20 protein-coding genes and 2 pseudogenes are annotated in these 24,494 nt (G+C 51.5%); 14 read left to right on the plus strand and 8 right to left on the minus strand.

The window, feature by feature from the left end; translation table 11 throughout:
• The 4 genes from ACKLKD_RS06900 to ACKLKD_RS06915 form a co-directional block, all read left to right on the plus strand.
• The coding region (locus ACKLKD_RS06900; RefSeq protein WP_420061965.1) for a DUF2975 domain-containing protein at positions 1-536 on the plus strand (536 nt) is incomplete at its 5' end.
• Positions 537-548: 12 nt separating this feature from the next.
• Positions 549-767: a helix-turn-helix domain-containing protein gene (locus tag ACKLKD_RS06905; protein ID WP_025712469.1), complete on the plus strand. Its 219-nt coding sequence runs from the start codon at positions 549-551 to the stop codon at positions 765-767.
• 122 nt (positions 768-889) lie between these two features.
• Entirely contained in the window at positions 890-1,300 is a 411-nt protein-coding gene (locus tag ACKLKD_RS06910) for a hypothetical protein (protein WP_117141138.1), read from the plus strand.
• A gap of 135 nt (positions 1,301-1,435) precedes the next feature.
• Positions 1,436-2,866 (plus strand): aspartyl protease family protein, encoded by a 1,431-nt coding sequence (locus ACKLKD_RS06915; protein WP_087805657.1) that lies wholly within the window; start codon positions 1,436-1,438, stop codon positions 2,864-2,866.
• 184 nt (positions 2,867-3,050) lie between these two features.
• Here ACKLKD_RS06915 and ACKLKD_RS06920 read toward each other — a convergent pair whose 3' ends face one another.
• On the minus strand, positions 3,051-3,302 hold the full coding sequence (locus tag ACKLKD_RS06920) for a zinc ribbon domain-containing protein (protein ID WP_025712471.1): 252 nt from the start codon (positions 3,300-3,302) through the stop codon (positions 3,051-3,053).
• Between the two features lie 689 nt (positions 3,303-3,991).
• On the opposite strand from ACKLKD_RS06920, the gene ACKLKD_RS06925 reads away from it, so the two are divergent.
• Together ACKLKD_RS06925 and ACKLKD_RS06930 are read left to right on the plus strand one after the other, a co-directional pair.
• Positions 3,992-5,362 carry a tyrosine phenol-lyase gene (locus ACKLKD_RS06925; protein ID WP_025712472.1) on the plus strand — a complete coding sequence of 457 codons (1,371 nt, stop codon included), beginning with the start codon at positions 3,992-3,994 and terminating at the stop codon, positions 5,360-5,362.
• Between the two features lie 185 nt (positions 5,363-5,547).
• Positions 5,548-6,813: an aromatic amino acid transporter gene (locus ACKLKD_RS06930; protein ID WP_025714722.1), complete on the plus strand. Its 1,266-nt coding sequence runs from the start codon at positions 5,548-5,550 to the stop codon at positions 6,811-6,813.
• A 566-nt stretch (positions 6,814-7,379) separates the two neighbouring features.
• Here ACKLKD_RS06930 and ACKLKD_RS06935 read toward each other — a convergent pair.
• A pseudogene (locus ACKLKD_RS06935) lies at positions 7,380-8,003 on the minus strand (helix-turn-helix domain-containing protein); the annotation flags it as partial.
• Positions 8,004-8,156: 153 nt separating this feature from the next.
• Positions 8,157-9,116, minus strand: coding sequence for a LysR family transcriptional regulator (locus ACKLKD_RS06940; protein ID WP_025714724.1), 960 nt, complete (start codon positions 9,114-9,116; stop codon positions 8,157-8,159).
• Positions 9,117-9,248: 132 nt separating this feature from the next.
• Between ACKLKD_RS06940 and ACKLKD_RS06945 the strand changes: the two genes are divergently transcribed.
• Both ACKLKD_RS06945 and ACKLKD_RS06950 read left to right on the plus strand, forming a co-directional pair.
• On the plus strand, positions 9,249-10,397 hold the full coding sequence (locus ACKLKD_RS06945; protein ID WP_025714725.1) for an iron-containing alcohol dehydrogenase: 1,149 nt from the start codon (positions 9,249-9,251) through the stop codon (positions 10,395-10,397).
• A 72-nt stretch (positions 10,398-10,469) separates the two neighbouring features.
• Complete coding sequence (locus ACKLKD_RS06950) at positions 10,470-11,297, plus strand: SDR family oxidoreductase (RefSeq protein ID WP_080897370.1); 828 nt, start codon at positions 10,470-10,472, stop codon at positions 11,295-11,297.
• Between the two features lie 5 nt (positions 11,298-11,302).
• Here ACKLKD_RS06950 and ACKLKD_RS06955 read toward each other — a convergent pair.
• Positions 11,303-11,728 (minus strand): annotated as a pseudogene (locus tag ACKLKD_RS06955) (helix-turn-helix domain-containing protein); the annotation flags it as partial.
• 181 nt (positions 11,729-11,909) lie between these two features.
• On the opposite strand from ACKLKD_RS06955, the gene ACKLKD_RS06960 reads away from it, so the two are divergent.
• The gene (locus tag ACKLKD_RS06960; RefSeq protein ID WP_004221585.1) at positions 11,910-12,074 is read left to right on the plus strand and encodes a hypothetical protein; all 165 of its coding nucleotides are present in this window, start codon (positions 11,910-11,912) and stop codon (positions 12,072-12,074) included.
• A 420-nt stretch (positions 12,075-12,494) separates the two neighbouring features.
• Here the strand turns inward: ACKLKD_RS06960 and gap are convergent, their stop codons facing one another.
• The 3 genes from gap to ACKLKD_RS06975 all read right to left on the minus strand — a co-directional run bounded on the left by gap (position 12,495) and on the right by ACKLKD_RS06975 (position 15,596).
• On the minus strand, positions 12,495-13,505 hold the full coding sequence (gene gap, locus ACKLKD_RS06965; RefSeq protein WP_002904873.1) for a type I glyceraldehyde-3-phosphate dehydrogenase: 1,011 nt from the start codon (positions 13,503-13,505) through the stop codon (positions 12,495-12,497).
• A gap of 78 nt (positions 13,506-13,583) precedes the next feature.
• Positions 13,584-14,564: a GlxA family transcriptional regulator gene (locus ACKLKD_RS06970; RefSeq protein WP_040242584.1), complete on the minus strand. Its 981-nt coding sequence runs from the start codon at positions 14,562-14,564 to the stop codon at positions 13,584-13,586.
• 246 nt (positions 14,565-14,810) lie between these two features.
• Complete coding sequence (locus ACKLKD_RS06975) at positions 14,811-15,596, minus strand: MipA/OmpV family protein (protein ID WP_087805655.1); 786 nt, start codon at positions 15,594-15,596, stop codon at positions 14,811-14,813.
• Between the two features lie 124 nt (positions 15,597-15,720).
• Between ACKLKD_RS06975 and ACKLKD_RS06980 the strand changes: the two genes are divergently transcribed.
• The 5 genes from ACKLKD_RS06980 to ACKLKD_RS07000 all read left to right on the plus strand — a co-directional run bounded on the left by ACKLKD_RS06980 (position 15,721) and on the right by ACKLKD_RS07000 (position 23,564).
• Positions 15,721-16,413: a response regulator gene (locus ACKLKD_RS06980; RefSeq protein ID WP_087805653.1), complete on the plus strand. Its 693-nt coding sequence runs from the start codon at positions 15,721-15,723 to the stop codon at positions 16,411-16,413.
• Positions 16,410-17,606, plus strand: coding sequence for a sensor histidine kinase (locus ACKLKD_RS06985; RefSeq protein WP_087805651.1), 1,197 nt, complete (start codon positions 16,410-16,412; stop codon positions 17,604-17,606). Before ACKLKD_RS06980 ends, ACKLKD_RS06985 begins: the two co-directional genes overlap by 4 nt.
• Positions 17,607-17,684: 78 nt before the next feature.
• The gene (locus tag ACKLKD_RS06990) at positions 17,685-18,833 is read left to right on the plus strand and encodes an efflux RND transporter periplasmic adaptor subunit (RefSeq protein WP_087805649.1); all 1,149 of its coding nucleotides are present in this window, start codon (positions 17,685-17,687) and stop codon (positions 18,831-18,833) included.
• Entirely contained in the window at positions 18,830-21,904 is a 3,075-nt protein-coding gene (locus ACKLKD_RS06995; protein ID WP_087805647.1) for an efflux RND transporter permease subunit, read from the plus strand. Before ACKLKD_RS06990 ends, ACKLKD_RS06995 begins: the two co-directional genes overlap by 4 nt.
• Positions 21,905-22,094: 190 nt before the next feature.
• Positions 22,095-23,564: an alpha/beta hydrolase gene (locus ACKLKD_RS07000; protein WP_087805645.1), complete on the plus strand. Its 1,470-nt coding sequence runs from the start codon at positions 22,095-22,097 to the stop codon at positions 23,562-23,564.
• A 52-nt stretch (positions 23,565-23,616) separates the two neighbouring features.
• On the opposite strand, the gene ACKLKD_RS07005 is transcribed toward ACKLKD_RS07000, so the two are convergent.
• Positions 23,617-24,492 (minus strand): NAD(P)-dependent oxidoreductase, encoded by an 876-nt coding sequence (locus ACKLKD_RS07005; RefSeq protein WP_087805643.1) that lies wholly within the window; start codon positions 24,490-24,492, stop codon positions 23,617-23,619.
• Positions 24,493-24,494: the final 2 nt, after the last annotated feature.

Raw genomic sequence — 24,494 nt, forward strand, 5'->3', positions numbered from 1 at the left:
GCCAAAGAATGGTCTCATTCACCATGATGCTGTTGATTGCTGTTGTTTTATTGAATTCGCTTGTTCTGTTTTTCCCTACATTATCCTTTGCGGATGAGTTGTACGGGATAAGACTGTCGCTTGATGATCGGCGGCTTTCTGCTCTCGATGTCAATCTGCGCGCGTTGCCATGGTGGCAGGCCGCAGGCGTCGGCGTGATAAGTCTGCTGGTTATGGCTCCTCTCTGTTACAGCCTGTATCAGCTACGCTCTTTGTTTAAAGCTTATGCTCGCCGGAACTATTTTTCTGCCCGTTCGGTACAGCATATGAGCAGAGTTGGAGCCTCACTGGGTCTCTGGACGGTAATGGATCTGCTTGCCGGTCCTGTTCTCAGTTACTGGTTGTCTCTGCTTAACCCCACTGGCGAGCGTGAAATAATATTTGGATTTGAGCTACATCATATCGTCTGGATTTTTATTTCGCTGTGCGTGATGGCAGTGGCGAAAATACTGGAAAAGGCAAGCGTTCTGTACGAAGAAAATAAACTCTTCCTGTAAGGCGGATCATTTATGGCAATCATTGTAAAACTGGATGTATTACTCGCCGCAAGGAAAGTGAAGTCAAAGGAGCTTGCTGATGCTATTGGTATTACCGAGCAGAATCTTTCGCTAATAAAACAAGGTAAAATTAAAGGTTTTCGATTTTCAACCCTTGATGCACTGTGCAAATATCTTGATTGTCAGCCTGGCGATCTCTTTAGTTATATTCCATCGAAAGAGGATGAGTGAGATAAACAGGTTGTATTAACCCAGCCGCCATAGCTCTTTTCTTTCCTGAACACACCGCTGTTTGCAGCGGTGTTGCCTGGAGTCATGCTCCTTATGACGTTATACGTAAAAGGTAAATATTTATGAAAAGAAAAGTACTGAGTATATTGTTTTTTATTTTTTTCCTCAACGGCGTTGGCATAGCAGCACCACGAGAAGACCGTTCGGGAAAAGTTAATCAACATTCTGACATTCAGAAAGAGCGTAAAGGCTCTTCCCGACCGGGACATAAGAACGACAAAAATAAATCGACTCACAGACCGACGGCTGTCAAACGGAAGCCCGGCGATCGCTCTCCTGTTTACTATTCTGTATCAGAACCGCCTGGAGGCAAACGCATTTACATGTTACCTGGTGGCACCAAAAAAATGAAATCAGGAGAGGAGGGCGTGTATATTGTCGATGATACTTACATTCGCCGCTATAACGACGGATATGACCAGATCATATCTCCTTTTGATGGCATTGAGATACTGGACTATAAGGGACGATGAAGTTTAGTCCGGGCTGGTGTCAGTCTTGATAATAAATATATTGAGATCCCATAATCTTTTTTCTGATAACACTTAAAAAAGCTTCTTTGTTCTCATCTACAGTGTGACTAGATTTTTCCGAAGGGAGTTTCAATCATGTTTAAAAGGCTATTGGCGTTATCATTTGTTTTCTCTTTCATTCCTTTAATCACAGTTGCTGCTGAGAAGGGTACCAATACGGAACTGACTGCAAGCACCTCGATGAAAAGTCACGATGAGAGGCTAGATCGTGGTGAGTATTTAAATCGTATCGCTTTAAAGGAGAGACGTCTTTCCGCGGATCCTTCTAATAAGATTCTGCTCTGGGATCTTATGCAAGATGAACTAATAGCAGGCAATTTAGATAAAGCAGAAAAATATCTCAAACCATTATTAAGCGACCCGCATTATGCGAACAATGCACTTTATACGCAGGGAGTGGTTCATTATTTAAAGGGGGATTACGTCCAGGCTGAGGCTCTTTTTCGAAAGGGTGCCAGGGACCTGAAAAGTCGCATCAAGTTGCTCTATATCTATTATCAGACCGGTCAGTATTCAAAGGCGAGAGAATTGTTCGATGATGATCAACTGAAATCTCTCAGTAAAAATGACATAGCCCTGTTGACTTTAATGAGTTCCTTCGGCAGTGCCCAGCCTTACAGACTGGACTGGAAAGCTGATAAGGCTGTTCTTCCGTTCATCTCGATGAATAATCTCCCCGTAGTCTCCGTCATGGTGAACGGACAACCTGTCAATGTCTTCATAGATACTGGAGCCGATTTGTTTGTTATCAAATCTGAAATGGCGAAGACGCTGGGACTTACATCACAGGCAAGTTTCACGGGGACATATGCCGGCGGAAAGACAGCAGAAATCAATCATTCCAGACTACAGACATTGGGTCTGGGAGACGTCACATTACATGATGTTCCTGTTGATATTGCAGATTTTCCTGAGTCATGGGTTTTCACCGATGAAAGAACGGGTAAAAAAATTGATATCGACGGTATTTTATCCACGGGTGTATTTCACCAGTTTCTCACCACGATGGATTATCCAGAGCGGCAGTTGGTGCTGATGCCGAGAAGGAAAATCAGTCAGCGTGAGGTTTCCGAACGGGATGGCTCGCATATACCCTTCATTCTTGAAGGAACGCATTTTATGATAGTCAAAGGTGCAGTCAACGGTAAGGAGGGTATGACGTTCTTCCTTGATTCTGGCCTTGACGATCCGGACGCTTCAATTTTGTTGCAGAAAGAAGCACTGAATTATGCTGGGTTGAAACTGCAGGACGGGGAGCGCTATGCGCCGGATGACAACAAAGGAGGGCTTGGCGGAGGCGGTTTTGCAGTAACCCGGCTGCCCATCGACAGTGTTTCTGTCGGCGCTTTACATCAGAAGGGGTTAACCGGCCTTTATGGCGTGTTACCGGAACAACTCTATTTCACTGAATCCGGTATGATTCTGGATGGTTTTCTCAGTCACCAGTTTTTAAGGCACTACAAATGGACCATTGATTTTGACGCAATGATGATGACATTTCAGTAACCGAATACGTGACGTTTCGTGCCTGCGTTTGTGCAGCAACTTTGTCGCCTGTAACACGTTTCAGATAAAAAAAGCCCGCTTGTCGCGGGCTGTTGCACGGTATGCCAATTTCAGAAATCACGATACAAAGCAAACACGTTCAGGGGAGGGGGTCCGCCTTCAGCAAAGATAAAGAAGAAACGGCTTACTCGTCTGCTTTATGTGCCCAGGCGGGCATTGCTGTCAGATAGCGTATTGCCCGCTTGCGCGATTCTTCTTTGCCAACTTTTTGCCATGAATCGAGAAACCCCGCCAGGCTGGATACCGCCTCTTCCCAGGACTTCAGATTACCGTCGCTGTCGCTGCAGTAGGCGCAATATTTTTCGCTGGCACCCTGCGCATCAGGTGCGGACATCGGTATTCCGCAGGCCTGACAAAACTGTTCGTGCTGTGTCATAAAGCGCTCCTTCTTTCAATTGATTATTAGCTAAACATACCGTGTTTCAGCTCAGCATATAGCGTTCCCGATCAAAACATTCTGCAGCACAAGTTCGTCGCACAACGCTGCAGGGCCGGCATGTTTATCGCAGATTTGTTAGGCGGGAGTGGCTGACAATAAATGCTATTTCCAAAAACAGTCCAGAATTTGCAATGAAATTCACGGAAGCAAATCACAATCTGTGAAACAACGCTTAAGTGTACACTTTTCGTTACGATAATAGTGATTTCAGTCACAAAAATAAGCCCACAGAGTGATCATTCTCGCACAAACTGTATGGGTACTCATTTACCAGGACATGAGTTACTTAGGCTGGAAAGTAAAGTTTTCAGAGCGGAAGCACATCAATTGTGGAGAACCTCAAACTCTAAATAAAAGTGAAAAAAATAACTCATTGAATATGAATGGTTAACAAGAAACCATGTGATTTATATCACTCACTTTTACAGCTTATTAAATTAAGACCGTCATTGAATGTCGCTCTAAGTATTCCCTTCATCAATAAATTCTTGCATAGTGCCCTTAAATTACATCCGCCCCCGGCTACCGGAGGCGGTAAATAATATTTCATCAGCGTTCACTGATGAAACGGGCATGTTTTACCTCACATTAATACGAACATGAACACTGTTAACTGGAGAAATAACATGAATTATCCGGCAGAACCCTTCCGTATTAAAAGCGTTGAAACTGTATCGATGATTTCTCGTGATGCACGCATTCAGAAAATGCAGGAAGCGGGTTACAATACTTTCCTGTTAAATTCCAAAGATATTTATATTGATCTGCTGACAGATAGCGGCACCAATGCGATGAGCGATAAGCAGTGGGCCGGGATGATGATCGGTGACGAGGCTTATGCTGGCAGCGAAAACTTTTATCATCTGGAAAAAACCGTTCAGGAGCTTTTTGGCTTTAAGCATATTGTTCCTACTCACCAGGGACGTGGTGCAGAAAACTTGTTGTCTCAGTTGGCTATTAAGCCAGGGCAATATGTTGCTGGTAATATGTACTTTACTACGACGCGTTATCATCAGGAAAAGAATGGTGCGACGTTTGTGGATATCGTTCGTGACGAAGCGCACGATGCAGATTTAAATATCCCTTTTAAAGGTGATATTGATCTTAAAAAATTACAGAAGTTGATTGACGAAAAGGGTGCTGAAAATATTGCCTATATCTGTCTGGCCGTCACCGTGAACCTGGCAGGGGGACAGCCCGTTTCCATGGCCAACATGCGTGCAGTCCGTGAACTAACTCACGCACACGGTATTAAAATTTTCTATGATGCGACCCGCTGCGTTGAAAACGCGTACTTCATTAAAGAGCAGGAAGAAGGGTACGAAAACAAGAGCATCAAAGATATCGTTCATGAGATGTTTAGCTATGCTGATGGTTGCACCATGAGCGGCAAAAAAGATTGCCTGGTTAACATCGGCGGATTCCTGTGCATGAACGATGATGAGATGTTCTCTGCGGCAAAAGAACTGGTGGTCGTTTACGAAGGGATGCCGTCTTATGGCGGTCTGGCTGGGCGTGATATGGAAGCTATGGCGATCGGTTTGCGCGAAGCGATGCAGTTTGAGTACATTGAGCATCGTGTGAAGCAGGTTCGCTACCTGGGCGATAAATTGAAAGCGGCTGGCGTGCCGATCGTTGAACCAATTGGCGGCCATGCTGTATTCCTGGATGCCCGACGCTTCTGCGCACATCTGACACAGGACCAGTTCCCGGCGCAGAGTCTTGCGGCAAGTATCTACATGGAAACCGGCGTTCGTAGCATGGAGCGCGGCATTATCTCTGCGGGTCGAAACAAAGAGACGGGCGATCACCACCGTCCGAAACTGGAAACGGTCCGGCTGACCATCCCGCGTCGTGTCTATACTTATGCGCATATGGATATAGTGGCGGACGGTATTATTAAACTCTACCAGCACAAAGAAGATATCCGTGGACTGAAGTTTATTTATGAACCTAAGCAGCTTCGTTTCTTTACTGCTCGTTTTGATTATATCTAAACGTTCTGACTGGCCCCATCAATAGATGGGGCTTTTTGGTCTTTATTCTCCGCTACAGAAGGTTATTTCACTTTCTGTAATCGTGTTATATATAACAAATACAAACCTGACTTCAATATCTTATTATCCGAAGATGTATACATGACAGCCGTAATTATAAATATTAGTCAACAGGAACATTTATTATGGATATTAATACCATTGAACGACAGAGTGGTACTCCCGGCCTAACCAGCGGTACGATGCTCGTCATTGCTACCGTGGTTGGTGGTGGGATGTTCTCTCTACCTATTGCCATGTCTGGGGTATGGTTCCCCGGTGCCACTGTTATTCTTTTTGCTGTTGCCGTTATGATGTTATTAACTGGACTGATGCTGGTTGAAGTGAATCTTCACTACGGCGCGGGTGCCAGTTTCAATACTTTTACTCAGGATTTGCTGGGTCAAAAATGGAACGTGGTTGTCGGTATCGCTTTTGGTTTCGTTCTATATATATTGACCTATGCCTATATTTCCGGATCGTCCGCGGTAATGGCTCAAACAGTGTTTAAATACAGCAATTTTCGTTTGCCTGCCAGTATTTCCGTGATTGTTGTAAGTATCCTGGTCGGCGCGATCGCGTGGTATAGCTCACTGTTAGTCGGTCGGATCACCACTATTCTCATCATTGGTAAGTTTGTTGCTTTTTTTGCCACCTTTTCTGGACTGGTTGGGCACATTGAAGTGGCGAAGTTGGTGGACAGCGTGGCGTTTGCATTACCCAATGCGCAATATGCGCCGTATATCCTGATGACGTTACCATTTTGCATCATTTCATTTGGTTTTCACGGCAATGTACCCAGCCTGGTTAAGCTATATGGCACGGACGGCATTCATAATATTACGCGATCAATTATTATAGGAACACTGTTCGCCGTCCTGCTATATGTCTTCTGGCTGGCGGTGACCATGGGCAATATCAGTCGCGCAGAATTTCCGCCGATCATTGCTAAAGGGGGTAATATTGATGTTTTTGTCGAGGCGATCAGCGGCCTGTTTTCCAGCCGTTATATGGATCTGATCCTCACTTTTTTCGGTAACTTCGCCGTGGCCAGCTCTCTACTGGCGGCAACGCTTGGCCTGTTTGATTACATTGCTGATTTATTCCACTTCCAGGATAACGGCATGGGGCGCCTGAAAACCGCGCTAGTGACTTACTTTCCACCGGCCGCCGTCTGTGTCTTTTTCCCGAATGGCTTTGTCCATGCGATTGGCTACGCTGGACTGGCGTTTACTATCTGGAGCGTGATCCTGCCGCCGTTCCTGGTGAAGGCCGCGCGTCGACGTTTCGCCACTGCGATATATACCGCGCCATGCAGTAATGTCGTTCTCAATCTGATTATCGTCTGTGGAGGCATTGTTTACTTGACGGTGGTGCTGGATGTTTTTGGTTTACTGCCAACGTTTCGTTAGCATTGGCCTGAGAGATACAAAACGGGAGGCCCTATGTTTCTGACCTTACTCCGCTGGCAATATCCTCTGGTTCACCGGTTTACCTTGCTGCGCATGTGGGGGGAAATATTACATATATGCAGGTTGCGCCGAAAAAGATCCTGCCAACGTTAAGCTGGTATCTGTGCCCGATAGCGCCGTACTTATCGGGCTCATTAGGTTTACACCCGGAAGTAGCGTGGTGCGAGCAACGCAGCAAAAACGTCGATTCTTTGCACCATCTTTTTCCAGAACAACATACTATTTTTCCTCTGTTAAGACCGTAGCGCTATTGTAAAACGTTGAGTTTTTCCTTAAAAGGGCCAGCGCGTTTTCACCTTTCTTCTGCGGTGTAAATCTTTTTGGTCATCTGACAGCTTACCGGTATACAGCATTTATAAAGCAGATTTCATTCTATGGCGCTTATGCTCTTTGGTCGACTTCCGACAGCGATCATAAGTGGAGTAGGGAAGAGCAACGCCGTTAAGCCTGAGTTAGTTCTTTTCGTGCATCCGGATAGTGCCAGACCTCTATGTATTTCCCGATGGCCTTGCCACTCTCAAATAGGTGAATGATGATTCTGATTTTACAGATCGAAGCTGCATCACGCAGCTCATCGCATCGTCGACATAGACCAGTGCGGTACAGGCGGGCGCAAGGTTCTCGAACCAGTGATGATCGCAGCCACCAATCTGGATCAGTTCGCCGCAGCAGGCCCGGCGATAACGTGGCTGCTGAATTTTCGGCGCACGTTGTTTGCGAGGGAGCCAGCGACCGGCTTTGACCATGAGTGAACGGACAATCTCTTTGGACAGGTGAACATCGTGCAGTTCTGCGAGATTCTCACACGCCAGCGTCGGCCCAAAGTCGGTATAGCGCTCACGGATAATATTGAGCGCATATTGTGCAAGGCCATCAGGCCAGTGGTTATTGCTGAGTTTTCCTCGACGGCGGTTAGCCATACCAGGCGGGCCAGATTCACGGTAACGCAACAGAAGGCGTCGGCACTGGCGGTCGGAAATACCCAGACGCTGCGCGGCCATCTGAGTAGTCAGCCGCCGGTCAACAACGTCTTGAATGATTTTGAGTCGGTTGACTTCATCTAAAGTAAAAATGTCGCTGCATGATCCGTCATCAGAATCCTTTGATGGGGAACTTAGGTCAGGCCAGATGTTACAACTTAACTGCTACGACATTTGTCAAAGCTAAGTTCAGATGTCCGGGGCAGGGCAAAGTTAAAATGTCCGTGATATTTAAAATGATATCCTCAGCATTGTTTAACATTATGCAGTATTTGATTTTAATCCACATTTTCAGGGGCCTGATTAATATACAGGCAAACCTTGAATATGAGCTTTGTTTAGTTCCTCTGTTGATAAATTTAAGTTATTCATATTACCCAGACGTTCTATTGTGAGGTCAATGAATCGACGAACCCTCAGTGGTTGCGCGATACGGCTTCCGTAATATAAAAATAAACTGTGAATATCAGCGATGTTATCTGTCAACAATGGAATAAGCTGACCAGACCGTATGTATTGCGCCGCCGTCGGCCCGGCCACCTGCGCAATGACCTCGCCCATCAATACAGCATGTAACTCCAGCATCTCATCATTGGTCGACATGGCAGGGTTAACATGATGATCCTGCACATTGTCCCCGGACTTCACTGTCCAGGGGATCAGGCGCCCGGTTGCGGCATGGCGAAACACGCTACACCGATGGGCACTGAGATCGTGCAGCGTTTTCGGTACGCCATATTTACGCAAATAGGCTGGCGAAGCACAAATGATCAACTGTAGGGGGAACAAGCGACGGGCAATCAGCCCTTCCTGTGGTGAAACGCTGATACGAAAACCGACATCCACTCGCTTCTCAACCCAGTTAGTTATCCCGTCATCAAGTTGCACATCGGGCTGAACTTCCGGGTAGAGGCGGCTGTATTCAATCAGCACGGGCTTAATAATCTGCTGAACAACTGAACGGGGACCGACGATACGTAACGGTCCGGCAAACTCCTCGCGGGTCTGTTGCACCGTCGCCAGCGCCTGTTGCAGCCCCATTAATGCAGGCTTTGCCGCTTCAAAGAAACGTTGTCCCTCCTCCGTTAATGACATATTTCGAGTGGTGCGGTGGAACAACCTCACCCCCAGATGCGTTTCCAGTTGTTTTAAGGCCTTGCTCGCCGCCTGGGGTGATATCTGCTGAGCATCTGCGGCTTTACTCAGGCTTCCCAGCTCAACTGTCCGGACAAATGTCGTCATAGAGCGCAATTCATTAATCATGGTCGCATCCACTTATTTACATCATTTAGTTGTAACTGATTCACCCATTTGCTGTCTAGTTGGTTGCAAATCATTTTCTTATAGTAGTGGCACTTCGCAAATATCGGGACTTAATTTCAGAGAGGCAGTGAGATGGATAACTTCAGTTTTTATAATCCGACCCGTATTGAGTTTGGCTCAGACAAAGAAAAGCTTATTGGCCAGATTCTGGCTGAACATAACGTCAAAAATGTCCTGCTGGCTTACGGCAGCGAGCGCATCAAACGCGATGGCTTGTTTGCGACGATTAGCCAGAACCTGACTCAGCATGGGATCCGCTATGTTGAGTTTGGCGGCATCGTCAGTAACCCGTTACTCTCAAAGGTCCGGGAAGGTATTCAGGTAGCGCGGGAGCATCAGGTTGATGCGGTGTTGAGCGTGGGCGGCGGTTCGGTGCTTGATAGCGCCAAATCCATTGCGGCAGGTACCTTGTATGATGGGGATGTCTGGGATCTATTTATTGGCAAAGGGCAGATCAATGCGGCATTACCGGTGTTTTCGATTATGACGCTTGCGGCAACCGGGAGCGAAATGAACAGCGGCGCTGTCATCACCAATGACGTCACCCGGGAGAAGTTTGCTCTTCACTCTGTACATACCTTTCCGAAGGTCTCTGTCGTCAATCCGGCGCTAATGCAGTCCGTTTCCCGTGATTATCTGGTCTATTCCGCCGCCGACATTATCGCCCATTCGATTGAAGGCTATTTCACCGCAGCGGTACAACCAAAAATCCAGTCGCGTCTCGTTGAGACAGTGATTGCCACGGTGCTGGAGACAACAGAAATGTTGTTAAAAGATCCGGGAGATTACAACGCCCGTGCCGAATTTGCCTGGGCGTCCACGCTGGCGCTAAATGGGCTAACTTATGCCGGGACCTCGGGCTTCAGCTACCCTAACCACATGATTGAACACTCACTTTCGGCGTTGTTTAACGTCCCGCACGGGGCGGGATTGTCGGTGATCATGCCTGCGTGGATGAAGTGGTATCACAGCCAAAACCCGACACAGTTTGCGCGCTTTGCCCGGACGCTATTTGGTAAAGGAACCGCAGAAGAAGGCATTGCCGCGCTCGAAGCGTGGTTCGATAAAATTGGCACACCGACCCGTCTGTCACAGTTAGGCATTACAGAGGTCGATATGCCAGCCATACTGGAAAATCTGAAAGGAAATACCCGCTGGTTTGGCCTGGCGGAGACCTATACTCAGGAAACACTGACCACCATTCTTAAGCTGGCGTTATAACACTAAACCGCAAAGGTGTGCGCTGGCGAAAGAGAAAGGCGCACATTCGCCCATGACATTGAGGTATTTTGTATGAAAGAAGTCATTGTTGTTATTGGCAGTGGGGCCATTGCCCAAGCAATTGCGCGAAGAGTGGGTGTGGGTAAGCATATTTTGCTGGCAGATATCAAATCTGAAAATACCCAGGAAGCTGAAAACATCCTGTCCCGCGCCGGTTTCACGGTCAGTACAGCGATTGTCGATATTGCTTCCCGAAAATCCGTACAGGATCTAGTCGAGATAGCGACCCGGCATGGCGAAATTAAAGGAGTCATCAACACGGCAGGCTTATCACCTTCGCAGGCCAAAGCTCAGGATATTCTGCGTGTGGATTTGTATGGGACAGCGGTGGTGTTTGAAGAGTTCGGTAAAGTCATTGCACCGGGGGGCTCCGCCGTGGTGATTGGCTCTCAGTCCAGCCATCGCCTGAAAATAGATGCGCTTTCACAAACACAGGCTGATGAGTTAGCGACCCTGTCACCAGAGGCATTGTTGGAGCTTCCGCTGGTTAAAGGAATTGATGACAGCCTGTACGCCTATCAGATCTCTAAACGTGGGAATGCGCTGCGGGTAATGGCTGAGGCAGTAAAATGGGGGAAAAGAGGGGCCCGTATCAACTGTATCAGCGCAGGGATCGTTTTCACTCCTCTGGCATATGATGAACTCACTAGTATTGAGCGTGGCGATTTTTACCGAAATATGCTTGAGAAATCACCCGCAGGGCGTGGCGGCACGCCGGATGAAATTGCGGCGTTAGCCGAATTTCTGTTCGGGCCTGCGGGGACATATATCAGCGGCAGCGATATTCTGATGGATGGTGGTGTTACGGCCTCTTATAAATATGGGGAGCTCAGACCTTAATTTGGAGCTCGTTGTTTGCGGGGGATCCAGAGACCGGCTTTGACCATGAGTGAACGGACAATCTCTTTGGACAGGTGAACATCGTGCAGTTCTGCGAGTTTCTCACACGCCAGCGTCGGCCGAAAGTCGGTATAGCGCTCGCGGATAATATTGAGCGCATACTGTGCAAGGCCATCAGGCCAGTGGTTATTGCTGGGTTTTCCTCGACGGCGGTTAGCCATACCAGGCGGGCCAGATTCACGGTAACGCAACAGAAGGCGTCGGCACAGGCGGTCGGAAATACCCAGACGCTGCGCGGCCATCTGATTAGTCAGCCGCCGGTCAACAACGTCTTGAATGATTTTGAGTCGGTTGACTTCATCTAAAGTAAAAAAGCCGCTGCATGATCCGTCATCAGAATCCTTTGATGGGGAACTTAGTCCAGGCCAGATGTTACAACTTAACTGCTACGACATTAGTGCGCATAATGTATATTATGTTAAATGCAATGTCGTACTCAATAACGTCATCTTTGATAGCTGCCTCTTCCCACATCAACACTATGACCGTCATTCCTTTCATGCACGTGAATGCTGCGCTATAAGGCAAAATGTTCGAGGTGATAAATCAAGCATGGCTTTTAACAATCACTTCGCCCACTACAGCCTGTTCTCGTACAGTAAAAGCCAGGGAAATTCATTCAGCCACACCTGCTGCTTGTACTGTCCGGCATATCTTACTGCTGTTGCATTTTCTGACCGAACGCGTCACGGGATGCCAGATGAAATGCTCATTTGATAGCGCGCCGCCTGCAGTGTGTATCAACCGGGCTTGATCAGCCACAGATGTGATTCTCAAAAAGACGCCAGCTTCGTTTCCGCACTCAAATGACGAGTGCCATCGCGACCATAAACAGAACCGCCAGCTGAAGTTGAATGGTGTACTGAAGCCCTACGCAGCCGGCTTCCATGTTGACAGGCTCTGCCTCACCTCCCCCTTCCCTTGTATCTGGTGATTAGCTACCACCAGGGAGCACCTGACTACAACATATCGCAATTCCGTTCATCGCCGAAAAAGCATAAATGCTCTCTCGGGCATTTATGCTTTTATATCGCGGTCAGAAAGATTTGTTATGTTTCATCTATGAATGATACTCGAGCCACTATTCATCCAGCTGAACTGCTTATACTTTTACAGATGAATACAACACACAGTGGATTAGCTTTCACGCTTTGCCATCATCAATGCCAGATCAACGAGACGATTAGAGAATCCCCATTCATTGTCGTACCACGCCAGAATTTTGACCATATTACCGCCAATCACCAGCGTTGATAGACCGTCGATAATCGACGAGCGTGGGTCTCCCTGGTAATCGCTGGAGACGAGCGGTTCATCGCTATAACCCAGGATCCCTTTCAGAGGTCCCGCTGCGGCGGCTTCGCGAAAAGCATTGTTCACCTCTTCGACCGTCACATCTCGCTCAAGCGTGACGGTGAGGTCAACAATGGACACCACTGGCACAGGGACGCGTAGCGAGTATCCCGTTAAACGCCCATCCAGCTCAGGAATAACTTTACCCAGAGCCTTCGCTGCGCCGCTGGAGTAAGGCACAATCGACAATGCGGCGGCACGAGCCCCGCGCAGATCTTTTTCCGGCTGATCGTGCAGCGCCTGGCTGTTGGTGTAGGCATGGGTGGTGTTCATCAGACCATGTTTAATACCGAAATGCTGGTGCAGGACCTGCGCAGCAGGTGCAAGACCATTGGTGGTGCAGCTTCCGTTGCTGATCACGTAGTGTTTATCCGGGGAGTAAAGGCTCTCATTAACGCCCATCACAATGGTTAAATCATCGTTTTTACCCGGGGCAGAGATAATCACGCGCTTGGCGCCACCGCTGTGGATATGTACAGCAGCCTTTTCACGGTCCGTGAATAATCCTGTAGCCTCAATAACGATGTCGACTTCACACTGACGCCACGGAATACTGGCCGGGTTGCGTTCACTGAATACGGTAATGGGTTTACCATCAACAACAAGCCCCCCTTCACCCGCGGTGACCTCTGCATCCAGCTTACCGAGAAGCGAGTCGTATTTCAGCAGATGCGCCAGCGTTTTGCTGTCCGTCAAATCGTTGATTGCCACAATTTGAATATCCGGATTATTCAGTGCTGCGCGCAGTACATTGCGTCCGATCCGGCCAAAACCGTTAATACCGACCTTTACCATAATTAACTCCTTATCGATTATCGCTGGAGTCAGAGTAGGACGGACGGGTTATGGCGTAAATGACAAAAAAGGATCACTTTACGCCATTTTGCGACAGTGAAATCGTTGACGATATTCACCTGGAGTGAGGTTAAGCTGTTTCTCAAACAATCGTCGCAGGTTAATACTGCTGCCAAATCCCGTTTGCTCGGCGATACGATCCAGCGTCTCGTGAGTCTGCTCCAAACGCTGCCGCGCGGCGGCCAGGCGAGCTTCCGCGACGTACCGCGCCGGCGAAGCGCCGGTTTCCCGGGTAAAGACGCGGGTGAAATTTCGCGGACTCATGGCGACTTTTTCCGCCAGCTTATCTACGCTGAGGTCGGCGGTGAGGTTTTCGAGCAACCACGCCAGCAGATCGTTAATCGGGCCCTGGGTGGCGGTCTGCTGAAGGTTATAGCGGCTAAACTGCAGCTGGCCTCCCGGGCGACGCAGATACATGACGAAGTCCTGGGCGATATCGCGCGCCAGGCTGAAGCCATAATCTTCTTCAACCAGCGCCAGCGTAAGATCAAAGCCGGAACTGACCCCGCCAGAGGTCCAGATATGTTCGTCCTGAATATAGAGCGGCCCGCCCTCGACACGGATCTGCGGGAATTCCGCCTGCATGGTTTCCAGCAGTTTCCAGTGGGTAGTGGCCCGTCTGCCGTCCAGCAGTCCGGTTTGCGCCAGCAGCATCGCACCGCCGCAAATGGAGGCTATGCGGCGGGCATGGGGAGCGGCAAGGCGCAGCCAGTCAACCACCGCCATCCCCTCCTGCGGGTTTTGACCTCTGCCGGTAATCATGATGGTATCGAGGGGCTCGCGAGGGTCAATCTCATGCAGGCGATGGTCGGCCAGCAGATTTAAACCTGACTGACCATGGATAACCTGATGCGGTTGAGTTGTCGCTAGCTTGACCTGGTAGCAGATTTCCCGGGCACCTTCCGGGTGCAGGCGGTTGGCCTGCATCAGAATGTCAGCAATACCGGCGGATTCAAACAGCATGCCGCCATCGGGTACAATAATAAGTATCTTTTTCATGTCCTGAAAAGTAATCTTTTTACAGAATAAGTCAACAAAACACACTCAAAGAATAAATTTTACAGTCGAAAGCACTGGATTCTGATGGATGTAAAAATCTGAAGGCTCGGAAAGAGTGGACACGAGGACCGCACCAGGTCTTCCGGCGCCGTTAACATCATGTCTCGTTTCTGGTTCCGTATCTGCCAAACAATGCCGACTCACTCAATGCTAACCCGACAAACCGCACGCCGCGCTTTCTCCGCCCTAAAATGTCCAGATGACAGCTGCTGTCAGTGCCGCCTCGTTACGTCGTAACACGATCGGGCTCTCATTTGCATGCTCCCCAAGCCAGGTATAGTCAGCACTGATAACCGTGCCCCAGTGGGCATCAAACTGGTGACTCCAGGTCAGACTGTTGTCTATGCCATAAAATCCCCCCGGTGCTGAATAGCGGCTATAACCTGAGCGCTGGCTCTGCTGCGGATCCACCCCATACCAGGTATTCAGGTAACGGTTGTCGCCAAACAGGGCCGCCGTCTGAAAGGCGACCGTGTCATGGTCAGTTTGTACAGGGAGCAACGTCAAGGATGCCTGATAGCTTACCCCTTGGCTGTCCGTTAAAGGCAGCGTCGCTTTACCTTCAACACTGAGCCACGAAAGCGCCTGCCAGCCGACGGCAAGGGCCGTGTTCAGGGAGGCGTCAATGTCTCCCATCCCTTTCAGATTATTTGCCCCTGCCCGCCAGCTGGCATTTTTATCCGCCCTTCCCAGATCGTATCCCAGCGTATGTTCGAAGTACCAGCCGCTGGCGTTCTGCAGGTCATATCCCCCCCCTTTCTGCGTATCAATAAAAAATGCGCCGTTACGCCCCTGAAGTACAGGAACCACCTGCCATACCTGCTTGTCTGAACCTGAATATCGCGGAGTGTAGTGGCCTCCCAGCCCAATGGTGAAGGTGCCGGAGGAAGTGTCATCATTTGCTTGTACGCAGGATGTCATGGCCGTCAAAAGCGGTACGGTCATATACAGGGCTTTTTTTATCGCTATCATACTGTTCTCCTCACAGACGCCGGCTTCTCCTGAGGCAGGAGCCGCCACAAAATGTTGGCGCAGTATGATTTGGCAAAATCAATGAATCGTCGGGATAGTGTTAAGAAACGGTCAAGGTGAATGGATGTTGTCCAGAAGAGTGCTGATTATTGAAGATGACGCCGATGCGGCTGGCGTGCTCGAAGCCTATTTACGCCGTGAAAATTACGATGTCGTCATTACCGGAGATGGTCTTTCCGGGCTGGATATGGCGCACCGGTGGAAACCCGATCTGATCCTGCTGGATGTGATGCTTCCGGGGCTTAACGGCACCGAAGTCCTGGCTGGCCTGCGCCGTAAAAATGATGTTCCGGTGATCATGGTCACCGCCATGGGAGATACTCCCGATCGTATTGGCGCCTTGCGCTATGGCGCTGATGATTATGTTGTTAAGCCTTACCATCCGGGAGAAGTTGTGGCTCGGGTGCAGGCGGTACTGCGCCGCAGCAATCAAACAGAAACAAAGGAAGAGATCCTTCGCTGGCAATCGCTCGAAGTGGATGTTACGGCCATCGTGGCGAGCATTGTCGACGGGACCACACCGCGGACGTTGGATCTGACCCCAACCGAATTTTCACTACTGACCACGCTTATGCGCTCTCCTTCACGCCCTTTTTCCCGCCAGCATTTACTTGAGCACTGCTTGCCGGAAAGTGAAGCCCTGGAGCGCGTGGTGGATACCCATATTTATAACCTGCGTAAAAAACTCGAGGCGGCGGGTATTTCCGGCGTGCTGGTTAACGTTCGCGGCGTAGGCTACAGGTTCAGACAACCATGACAAAAACCCGCTATTCCTCCCTGTGGCGCTGGATTTGCGCACGTATATTAGCGCTGGCCATCGGAAGCGTAATTGTCATTGCGACCTGTATGTGGCTACGTTATGCGGTGCAGAATTACTGGAACATAGGCAGAATGCCGGCATCGGTCCGACAAGAGTTTCTTGCGCTCAGCCAGAACCCGCAGGCGAACCCGGTGCGCTTCCATCAAATCGTCGATACCTGGTGGGGGTTGAGTTATTCAACCCCATCCATCGCCTCGGCGGACTGGGTCACCGTGGCGTTACTGGTCCTGGTCATGATCCCTTTTATTGTGGTGATGGGATTGAGATATGCCAGGCCACTGGCGCTGCAGTTCAGCCGGCTGCGTGATGCGGCAAAGGAGGTCGCCGAAGGACAATTTGGCCGCCAGGCAGAACTCATCAGGAATGCGCCGGCTGAAATGGTCAGCTTTGCCAGTGGCTTTAATACCATGACGGGGAAACTGGCTCGCTATGAAAAAGAGTTACGTACCTCTCATGTGGCCATGGCGCATGAGCTTCGCTCCCCCCTGACTGCCGCTATCGGACGTTTGCAGGGCATGCTGGATGGTGTGTTTGATGCCAGCCCGGAACAACTGGCAATGGTAATGAAACAGCTTCAGCACCTGAATCGCCTGACCGATGAACTTCATCTGCTCTCGCTGTCTGATGCCGGGAATTTGGTGCTGGAAAACGAACCCTTTCGTCTGGATGAGCTGCTTAAAGAACGGGCGACATGGATCATGCCCCAGGCTGATGCACATCGTTTTACAATCAGGCTTCATCATTCTCAGGCGTGTCCCTTCAAAGGCGATACGTTCCGTATGGGCCAGGTTTTCACCATTCTTATGGAAAATGCCCTCCGTTACGGGCGTGATGGCGGCCATCTTGATGTCACGCTGCACTACGCCAGCGGGCAATATTGCCTCGAATTTCGCGATGACGGCCCGGGGGTATCCTCCCAGTTCCTGCCGGAAATGTTCAACCGTTTTAGCCGGGAGGAGCAGTCTCGTGCCCGCCACTCCGGCGGCAGCGGTCTCGGTTTGTCGATTGCTCGCGCGATTTGTCAGGCCCATGGTGGCAGTATCAGCGCGTCGTTACCTGAAACCGGCGGACTCGCAGTCACCCTTTTGTTACCCTGGACGTCGTCTGAGATGGAAAATAGCCGCTCTTGATAATACCTTGACGAAACGTCGAATCTTTCTCGACTAAGCGCGCATTTAATAACGCCATCACCTTTATGGAGCGGCGTTATGTCAGATGAATTTTTACTCTCCCTCCGCCACAGTCTGCACCATTTGTACGACGTGGCGCGCCCCCTTTCCTGGCTGCACTTTCTCCCCCTGACCATTCTTTCGGTAGTGATTTTTCTGCTGCCCGGATGCGGGGACAACCAGGGTAATACGACTGATCCTGTGCGAACGGTGCGCTACGTTGTTGTTGGCTCAGCGCAAACCCTTCCCGCGCTGGAAAGAACCGGAGAGATCCATGCGCACGATGAAACGATTCTGAGCTTTCGTACCGGCGGCCGGATAGTGACGCGTAGCGTCGATATTGGCGATCGGGTCAATGCAGGGCAACTGCTGGCCACGCTTGAAAATACAACCAGTCAGAATCAGCTCGATGGCGCACAGGCTGATTATGAAGGAGCCAAAGCCTCTGCTCAGGTTGCTGCACTTAACGTCAACCGAATGCAAAAGCTAATGCCAACAGGCGCGATTGCCCGCACGCAGCTCGATACCGCCCGCGCAGACTGGCTTGTCGCCCGCGCGCGTTTAAAAAACAGCGAGTCCGCGTTGCGTAATGCCCGGGAAAGCCTTGGCTGGACGCGTCTGATTGCGCCGCGAAGCGGCGTGATCACCGAAGTAAGCGCCTCTGCGGGTCAGGTGGTCAATGGTGGTCAGTCGGTATTGACGCTGGCGACCGGTGAAGCCCGCGATGTGGTGTTTGATATCGCTAAACCCGAGGCGATCCCGCCACAGGAACAGGCTGGCTTGCGAGTTTCCCTCCTCAGCGACCCGTCGGTGCAAGCGTCCGCCGCGGTAAGAGATATTAGCCCGCAGGCCGATCCTCAGACCCGCACATGGCGCGTCAGGGCTACCCTGCAAAACCCACCGCTGGCAATGGCGCTGGGCGCCAGCGTCACCGTCACGTTACCCGCAACGGGTCCGCATGGATACGCCCTTCCCGCTTCAGCGCTGAGCCGCGTCGACGACAAACCGGCGGTTTATGTGATTAACCCACAGTCGCAGGCGCAGCTTCGCGTGGTGGTACCAGCATACTATACCGCCACCACGGTCATTATCTCCGGCGGCCTTGAACCAGGCGACCGGGTGATTACCGCCGGCGTGAGTAAATTACGCTCCGGCGAGCCGGTGATTGCCGGGGAGTGCGAATCATGAAACCCGTATTGAATGAGAAATTTAACCTGTCCTCCTGGGCGCTAAATCATCAGCAGATGGTCAGTTTCTTCATGCTGCTGATCATTGCTATGGGCGCGTTCTGTTATGAGAACCTGCCACGTAACGAAGATCCGGCGTTTACGATTAAAACGGCCGTTGTTTCTGCGCAATGGCCCGGGGCATCCGTAACGGATACCACCCGACTGCTGACCGATACGCTGGAAAAAAAGCTGCAGGAAACCCCTTGGCTTGATTATCTCGAAAGTGAGACCCGCGCCGGGAGCTCCGTTATTCATGTCAATCTTCGTGACGATACCCCGCCGCAAAAGGTGCCGGATATCTGGTATCAGGTACGTAAGAAAATGCAGGATATTGCCCCCTCTTTGCCAGAAGGCGTTCAGGGCCCCGCCGTCGACGACGAGTTCGATGACACGTACGGTACGATCTATGGCTTTATACCTGAGGGCTATACCCTGCGGGAGGTCCGGGACCGTGTTGAGACAATCCGCCGGGAACTCATGTCGTTACCGGATATCGGAAAAACCAGCCTGCTGGGTGAGCAGCAGGAACAGATAGTTCTCTCTTTTTCTCCTGCGCGTCTGGCAGGTATGGGGTTGAACATCCAGCAGGTAGCAGATGCCCTCAAAGCACAAAATGCGGTTGTCCCGGCAGGTATCATCCGCACCGGACAGGAAAATATGGCGATAAAGGTCAGCGGGGAGCTGACTTCTGAAGCGAGCTTACGTGCCGTCACGCTGCATATTAACGATCGTTACCTTCCTCTGACGGATATTGCCACCGTTAGCCGTGAAAACGCCGAGCCTCCCCAGCCGGTTTACCGGGTCAACGGCAAACCCGCCATCGGGCTGGCTATCTCGATGGCGCCGACGGGTAATATGCTGCGTTTCGGCGCCGCGCTGAATGCAAAAATGCATGCCATCAGCGTCACGCTGCCGCACGGTATTGAGATGGTCAAGGTTGCCGATCAATCAGCGGTGGTCAGCGATGCCGTAAGCGGGTTTATCCGGGTGCTTATCGAAGCCGTGGCGATCGTCCTGGCCGTTTCGTTTGTCTCGCTGGGTTTACGAGCCGGACTGGTAGTGGCTGCGGCCATCCCACTGGTTCTGGCCATGACCTTTACAGGAATGATGCTGGCAGGAATAGGTCTGCAGCGTATTTCTCTCGGCGCATTGATTATCGCGCTGGGCCTGCTGGTCGATGACGCCATGATCACCGTGGAAACCATGGTCTCTGGTCTGGAAGCCGGGGATTTCCGCCGACAGGCGGCGACCCGGGCTTTTAAAACGACCGCATTTCCGATGCTGACGGGCACCCTTGTGATGATTGCCGGGTTTATTCCCGTGGGATTTGCTGCGTCCAGCGCCGGCGAATATTGCTTTTCCCTGTTTGCCGTGGTGCTCATCGCCCTGCTGTGCTCATGGGTTGTCGCGATCCTGTTTTCACCGTTAACCGGGACGTGGCTGTTATCTGACAACATCAGACAGAAGGCGAAAGGTCCTGGACGGATGGCCCGCGGATACCAGTGGCTACTGCGCAAGGCGTTGCGTCACCGCTTCGCCACCGTGTGTATTGCTCTCATTGCGCTTGGTCTGTCCGTTTACGGAACAACCTTTATGCAGGGGGAGTTTTTCCCCGCCTCCGACAGGCCAGAATTGCTGGTAAGCCTGACGCTGCCGGCAAATGCCTCGCAGTCGGAAACGCAAAATACGGCTGAAAAGCTGGAGAAGGCCCTGGCAGGCAACCGCAACGTTGATCGCTTTTCGACATACGTTGGGTCGGGAGCGATCCGTTTTTACCTGCCTATGGATGTGCTTCTGGCAAATGAAAATATCGCCCAGATGGTGGTGGTAGCTAAAGATCTTAAAGCGCGGGATCGTCTTCATCGACAGTTAAACAGGATACTGGCTACGCGCTTTAGCGACATCATCACGCGCGTATCGCCCCTGGAACTTGGGCCTCCCGTCGGCTGGCCAGTCAAATACCGGGTGAGTGGGCCAGATTATCTGAAGGTCAGGTCGATCGCGAACCGCCTGAGCGATGTCATTGGCCGGTCCCCCTCCTCTCGCGAGGTTAATCAGACGGCAGGCGAACCGGAGAGAGTCATTACCCTCAAGGTCAATCAGACCGCAGCCCGGGCTGCGGGCGTGTCGTCAGAAAGTCTGGCCCGGATGCTCAATACCGTCTGGTCCGGCAGTGTGGTCACGTCGGTTCGCGATAATGACCGCCTTGTCGATGTGGTGCTCCGGGCCAGGGACAATGAGCGTCTTAACCTCGCCACCTTTTCTTCGCTGACTGTTCAGGGGAATGACGGGAAACAAATCCCGCTCAGCGCCTTTGCCACGCCAGTCTGGGGCGTGGATGATCCGGTTATCTGGCGTCGACAGCGTTTGCCTTTCATCACCGTGCAAACTGACCTCGCCCCGGGACTTCGCGCCGAAGCGGTATCCGCAGCGTTGCGACCTGCGGTAGACAGGTTGCGCGCGGAACTGCCTGAAGGCTACAGCATTGAAGAAGGGGGCGCGGTTGCTGAATCTGAAAAAGGTAATAGTTCGATCTATGCGGTTCTACCGGTGACACTGGTCATCATGCTCTTGCTGTTGATGCTCCAGTTGCGCAACTATTCCCGTATGGCGTTGGCTATACTGATGGCCCCGTTTGGTTTACCGGGGATCGTGCTGGCTATGTTACCTGGCGGAACACCGATGGGATTTGTCGCTCTGCTTGGCGTGATTGCGCTCGCTGGCATGATCATTCGTAACGCCGTCATACTGATTAGCGAGGTTGACAGCAATCTTGCTCAGGGAATGGCAAGCGATGCCGCCATTATTGCGGCCGCAGAGCATCGTGCGCGCCCCATCTGCCTGACGGCCTGTGCCGCCATTCTGGGAATGATCCCCATCTCTCATCAGGTATTCTGGGGACCGATGGCCTATGCGATTATCGGGGGACTACTGGTTGCCACGCTGGTTACACTGACCGTTTTACCGGCATCGTTTAGCCTGTTGTTACACCTGAGAATAACGTCCTCAGGCGAGACTCGAGAAAAATGAGTAGCGTGCCGTCGTATCCTCGCCTCAGGGGTCTGCCAGGTTATTCGCTGCAAGACAAAGAACTTGCTCCATCGTGTCATCCACCTGCTGCCGCAACGTGTGGATAACAGGAAACCTAATAAAAAGTAAATCTCCCTGACCATGTTTATTTATACTCAGAAAACATGTCATTAAGAAAGGAAGCTACGCGTTGAAATGGGTAACCTGGTTAAAACGTATCGTGTTGTCCCTGCTGCTGTTGATCGTTGGCGCTCTGGGACTACGCCTTTATGACATTCAGCGCGGACCCGAGCTGCAGCTCTGGCATACCTGGGTTCCGCATGAGATGGACGCGGAGGAAATCGACAATGCTGACTGGAACGATTACATCAACAAAGAGAATGCGCTCTTCAGTGAGGTAAAACGCCAGGTTACCGATAAGCTGGACGCTGAGCAGCAAACCGAACTGAATCGTTACTATAGTCACAGCCCCATCTATCCGGACTCGTTTCCAACCAACTGGAATCGGTCATATATCATGATGCCGGATGGCAAACCGAAAGGCGCCGTGGTGTTGCTGCATGGTCTGACACATACCCCCTACAGCCTGCGGCATATCGCTGAAAATTACCGGCAACAGGGGTATGTCGCCATCGGTATCAGATTACCGGACCATGGGACGGTTCCCGCCGGGCTGACCGATGTGGACTGGCAGGACTGGCTTGCCGCCACGCGCCTTGCGGTGAGAGAAGCGAAACGACTGACGGGTAATGATGTGCCCCTGCATATCGTCGGATTTTCCAACGGCGGCGCGCTGGCAATGAAATATTCGCTGGACGCGCTGGATAATGCCGAACTGGCAAAACCCCAGCGGGTGATCCTGATTTCTCCGATGATCGGTATTACCAGCTTCGCGCGTTTTTCCGGCCTCGCTGGCTGGCCCGCGTTTCTTCCCGCCTTCTCGAAAGCCGCATGGTTAAACATCATGCCCGAGTTTAATCCGTTCAAATATAACTCCTTCCCGACGAACGCCGCCCGGCAGTCCTTCCTGCTGACCAAAGCGCTGCAAAAGCAGATAGTGACTGACTCGAGAAATCACAGACTTAACAGCTTACCGCCGGTATTGACCTTTCAGTCCGTTGTGGATTCAACGGTCAGTACGCGGGCAATCGTGACGGCGCTGTATAACCGTTTGCCGGAAAATGGCAGTGAAATTGTCCTCTTCGATTTGAATCATGCCGTCAGGTTTAATTCATTATTACGCCGGACGTCTTACACCGCGCTGGCGCGGTTGCTGCCCGCGCCGCCACGCGCTTATCAGACCACGATCATCACTAACGCGAATTCAGCCAGTACCGATATGGAAATCCGCACAACATCTGCCGGGAAAACAGACACCACAGTGGAAAAGCTGCAGGGAATGCGCTATCTGCCGGACGTATACTCCCTTTCTCATGTCGCGCTCCCTTTCCCGTTAAGCGATTCGCTGTACGGGCGCTATCCCCATCCGCTGAATCAATATGGGATCAGCCTCGGCACGTTTGCTGCTCGCGGCGAGCGTTCGGTGCTGGTTGTGGGTCTGGACTCGCTGATGCGTCAGTCTTCCAATCCGTTCTTTCCCTATATGATCAAGCGCATTGACGAAGGGATCGACACTCGCCCGGCTCTCTCCGGGAAATAGCTCTTCTCTGGATAAGTGGCCACCACGGCCACTTTTTCCTGAGGATGCGGTACTACGCTTTCGCCGACGTCGACAGCCACTGATATACCGCTGACAAATCCTGGCCGGCATATCCCGCGTCCGCCGCCTGCTGCCACAGTTCGGCAATGTTATCCAGCCCCGGCATGGTGTGCGGCTCGGCCAGGGAGAGCGCCAGCCGGGCATCTTTCAGCGCATGCGCCAGTTGCATCTGCGGCGCGAATTGCTCGCTGGCGATGGCATCCAGTTTCACTTTGACATACGGTGCGGCCAGCGGGCCGCCTTCCAGAGCGCTCCAGAGCTGGTCGGGGGTAAAGCCCAGCGTCTTCGCCAGCTGGGCGCTTTCCGCGATGCCCTGCATCATCGAAATCAGCCAGGCATTGAGGACCAGCTTCATTTTCTGGCTGTTGCCGGCCTCGCCAAACCACTGCGTCCCGCGGGAGATGGCCGCGAACACCGGCTCGACGGCGGCGCCCTTTTCACGATCTCCGCTGGCGAGCACCAGGATCTGCGCCTTCTCCGCCGGGGCTTTGGTCCCCGACACCGGGGCATCGATATAGGTCATCTCCGGCTGACGTTCCCGCAACAACGCGATGGCCTGCTGCGTCTCCGGCAGGCCGATGGTGCCCATCTGGCAATAGATCGCCTGCGGCTGACAGGCAGGCGCTATTTGCGCCAGTACCTCGAGGGTAGCCTGACCGTCGGCGAGCATACTGATGATTACCTCGGCATCAGCGACCGCCTGCTGCGGCGTGGTATGCAGGGATAATCCCTGCGCCTGTAAATCTTCGCCGCGTGCTGGCGAACGGTTCCAGCCGGCTACGGTAAAGCCGTTTTTCAGCAGGTTACTGGCAAAAGCATGTCCCATGGCGCCGAGTCCCAGCACCGCGACCTTTGGTAATGTACTCATCT

The sequence above is a fragment of the Klebsiella sp. 10982 genome (assembly GCF_048589245.1).
GTDB classification, from domain to species: domain Bacteria; phylum Pseudomonadota; class Gammaproteobacteria; order Enterobacterales; family Enterobacteriaceae; genus Klebsiella; species Klebsiella quasivariicola.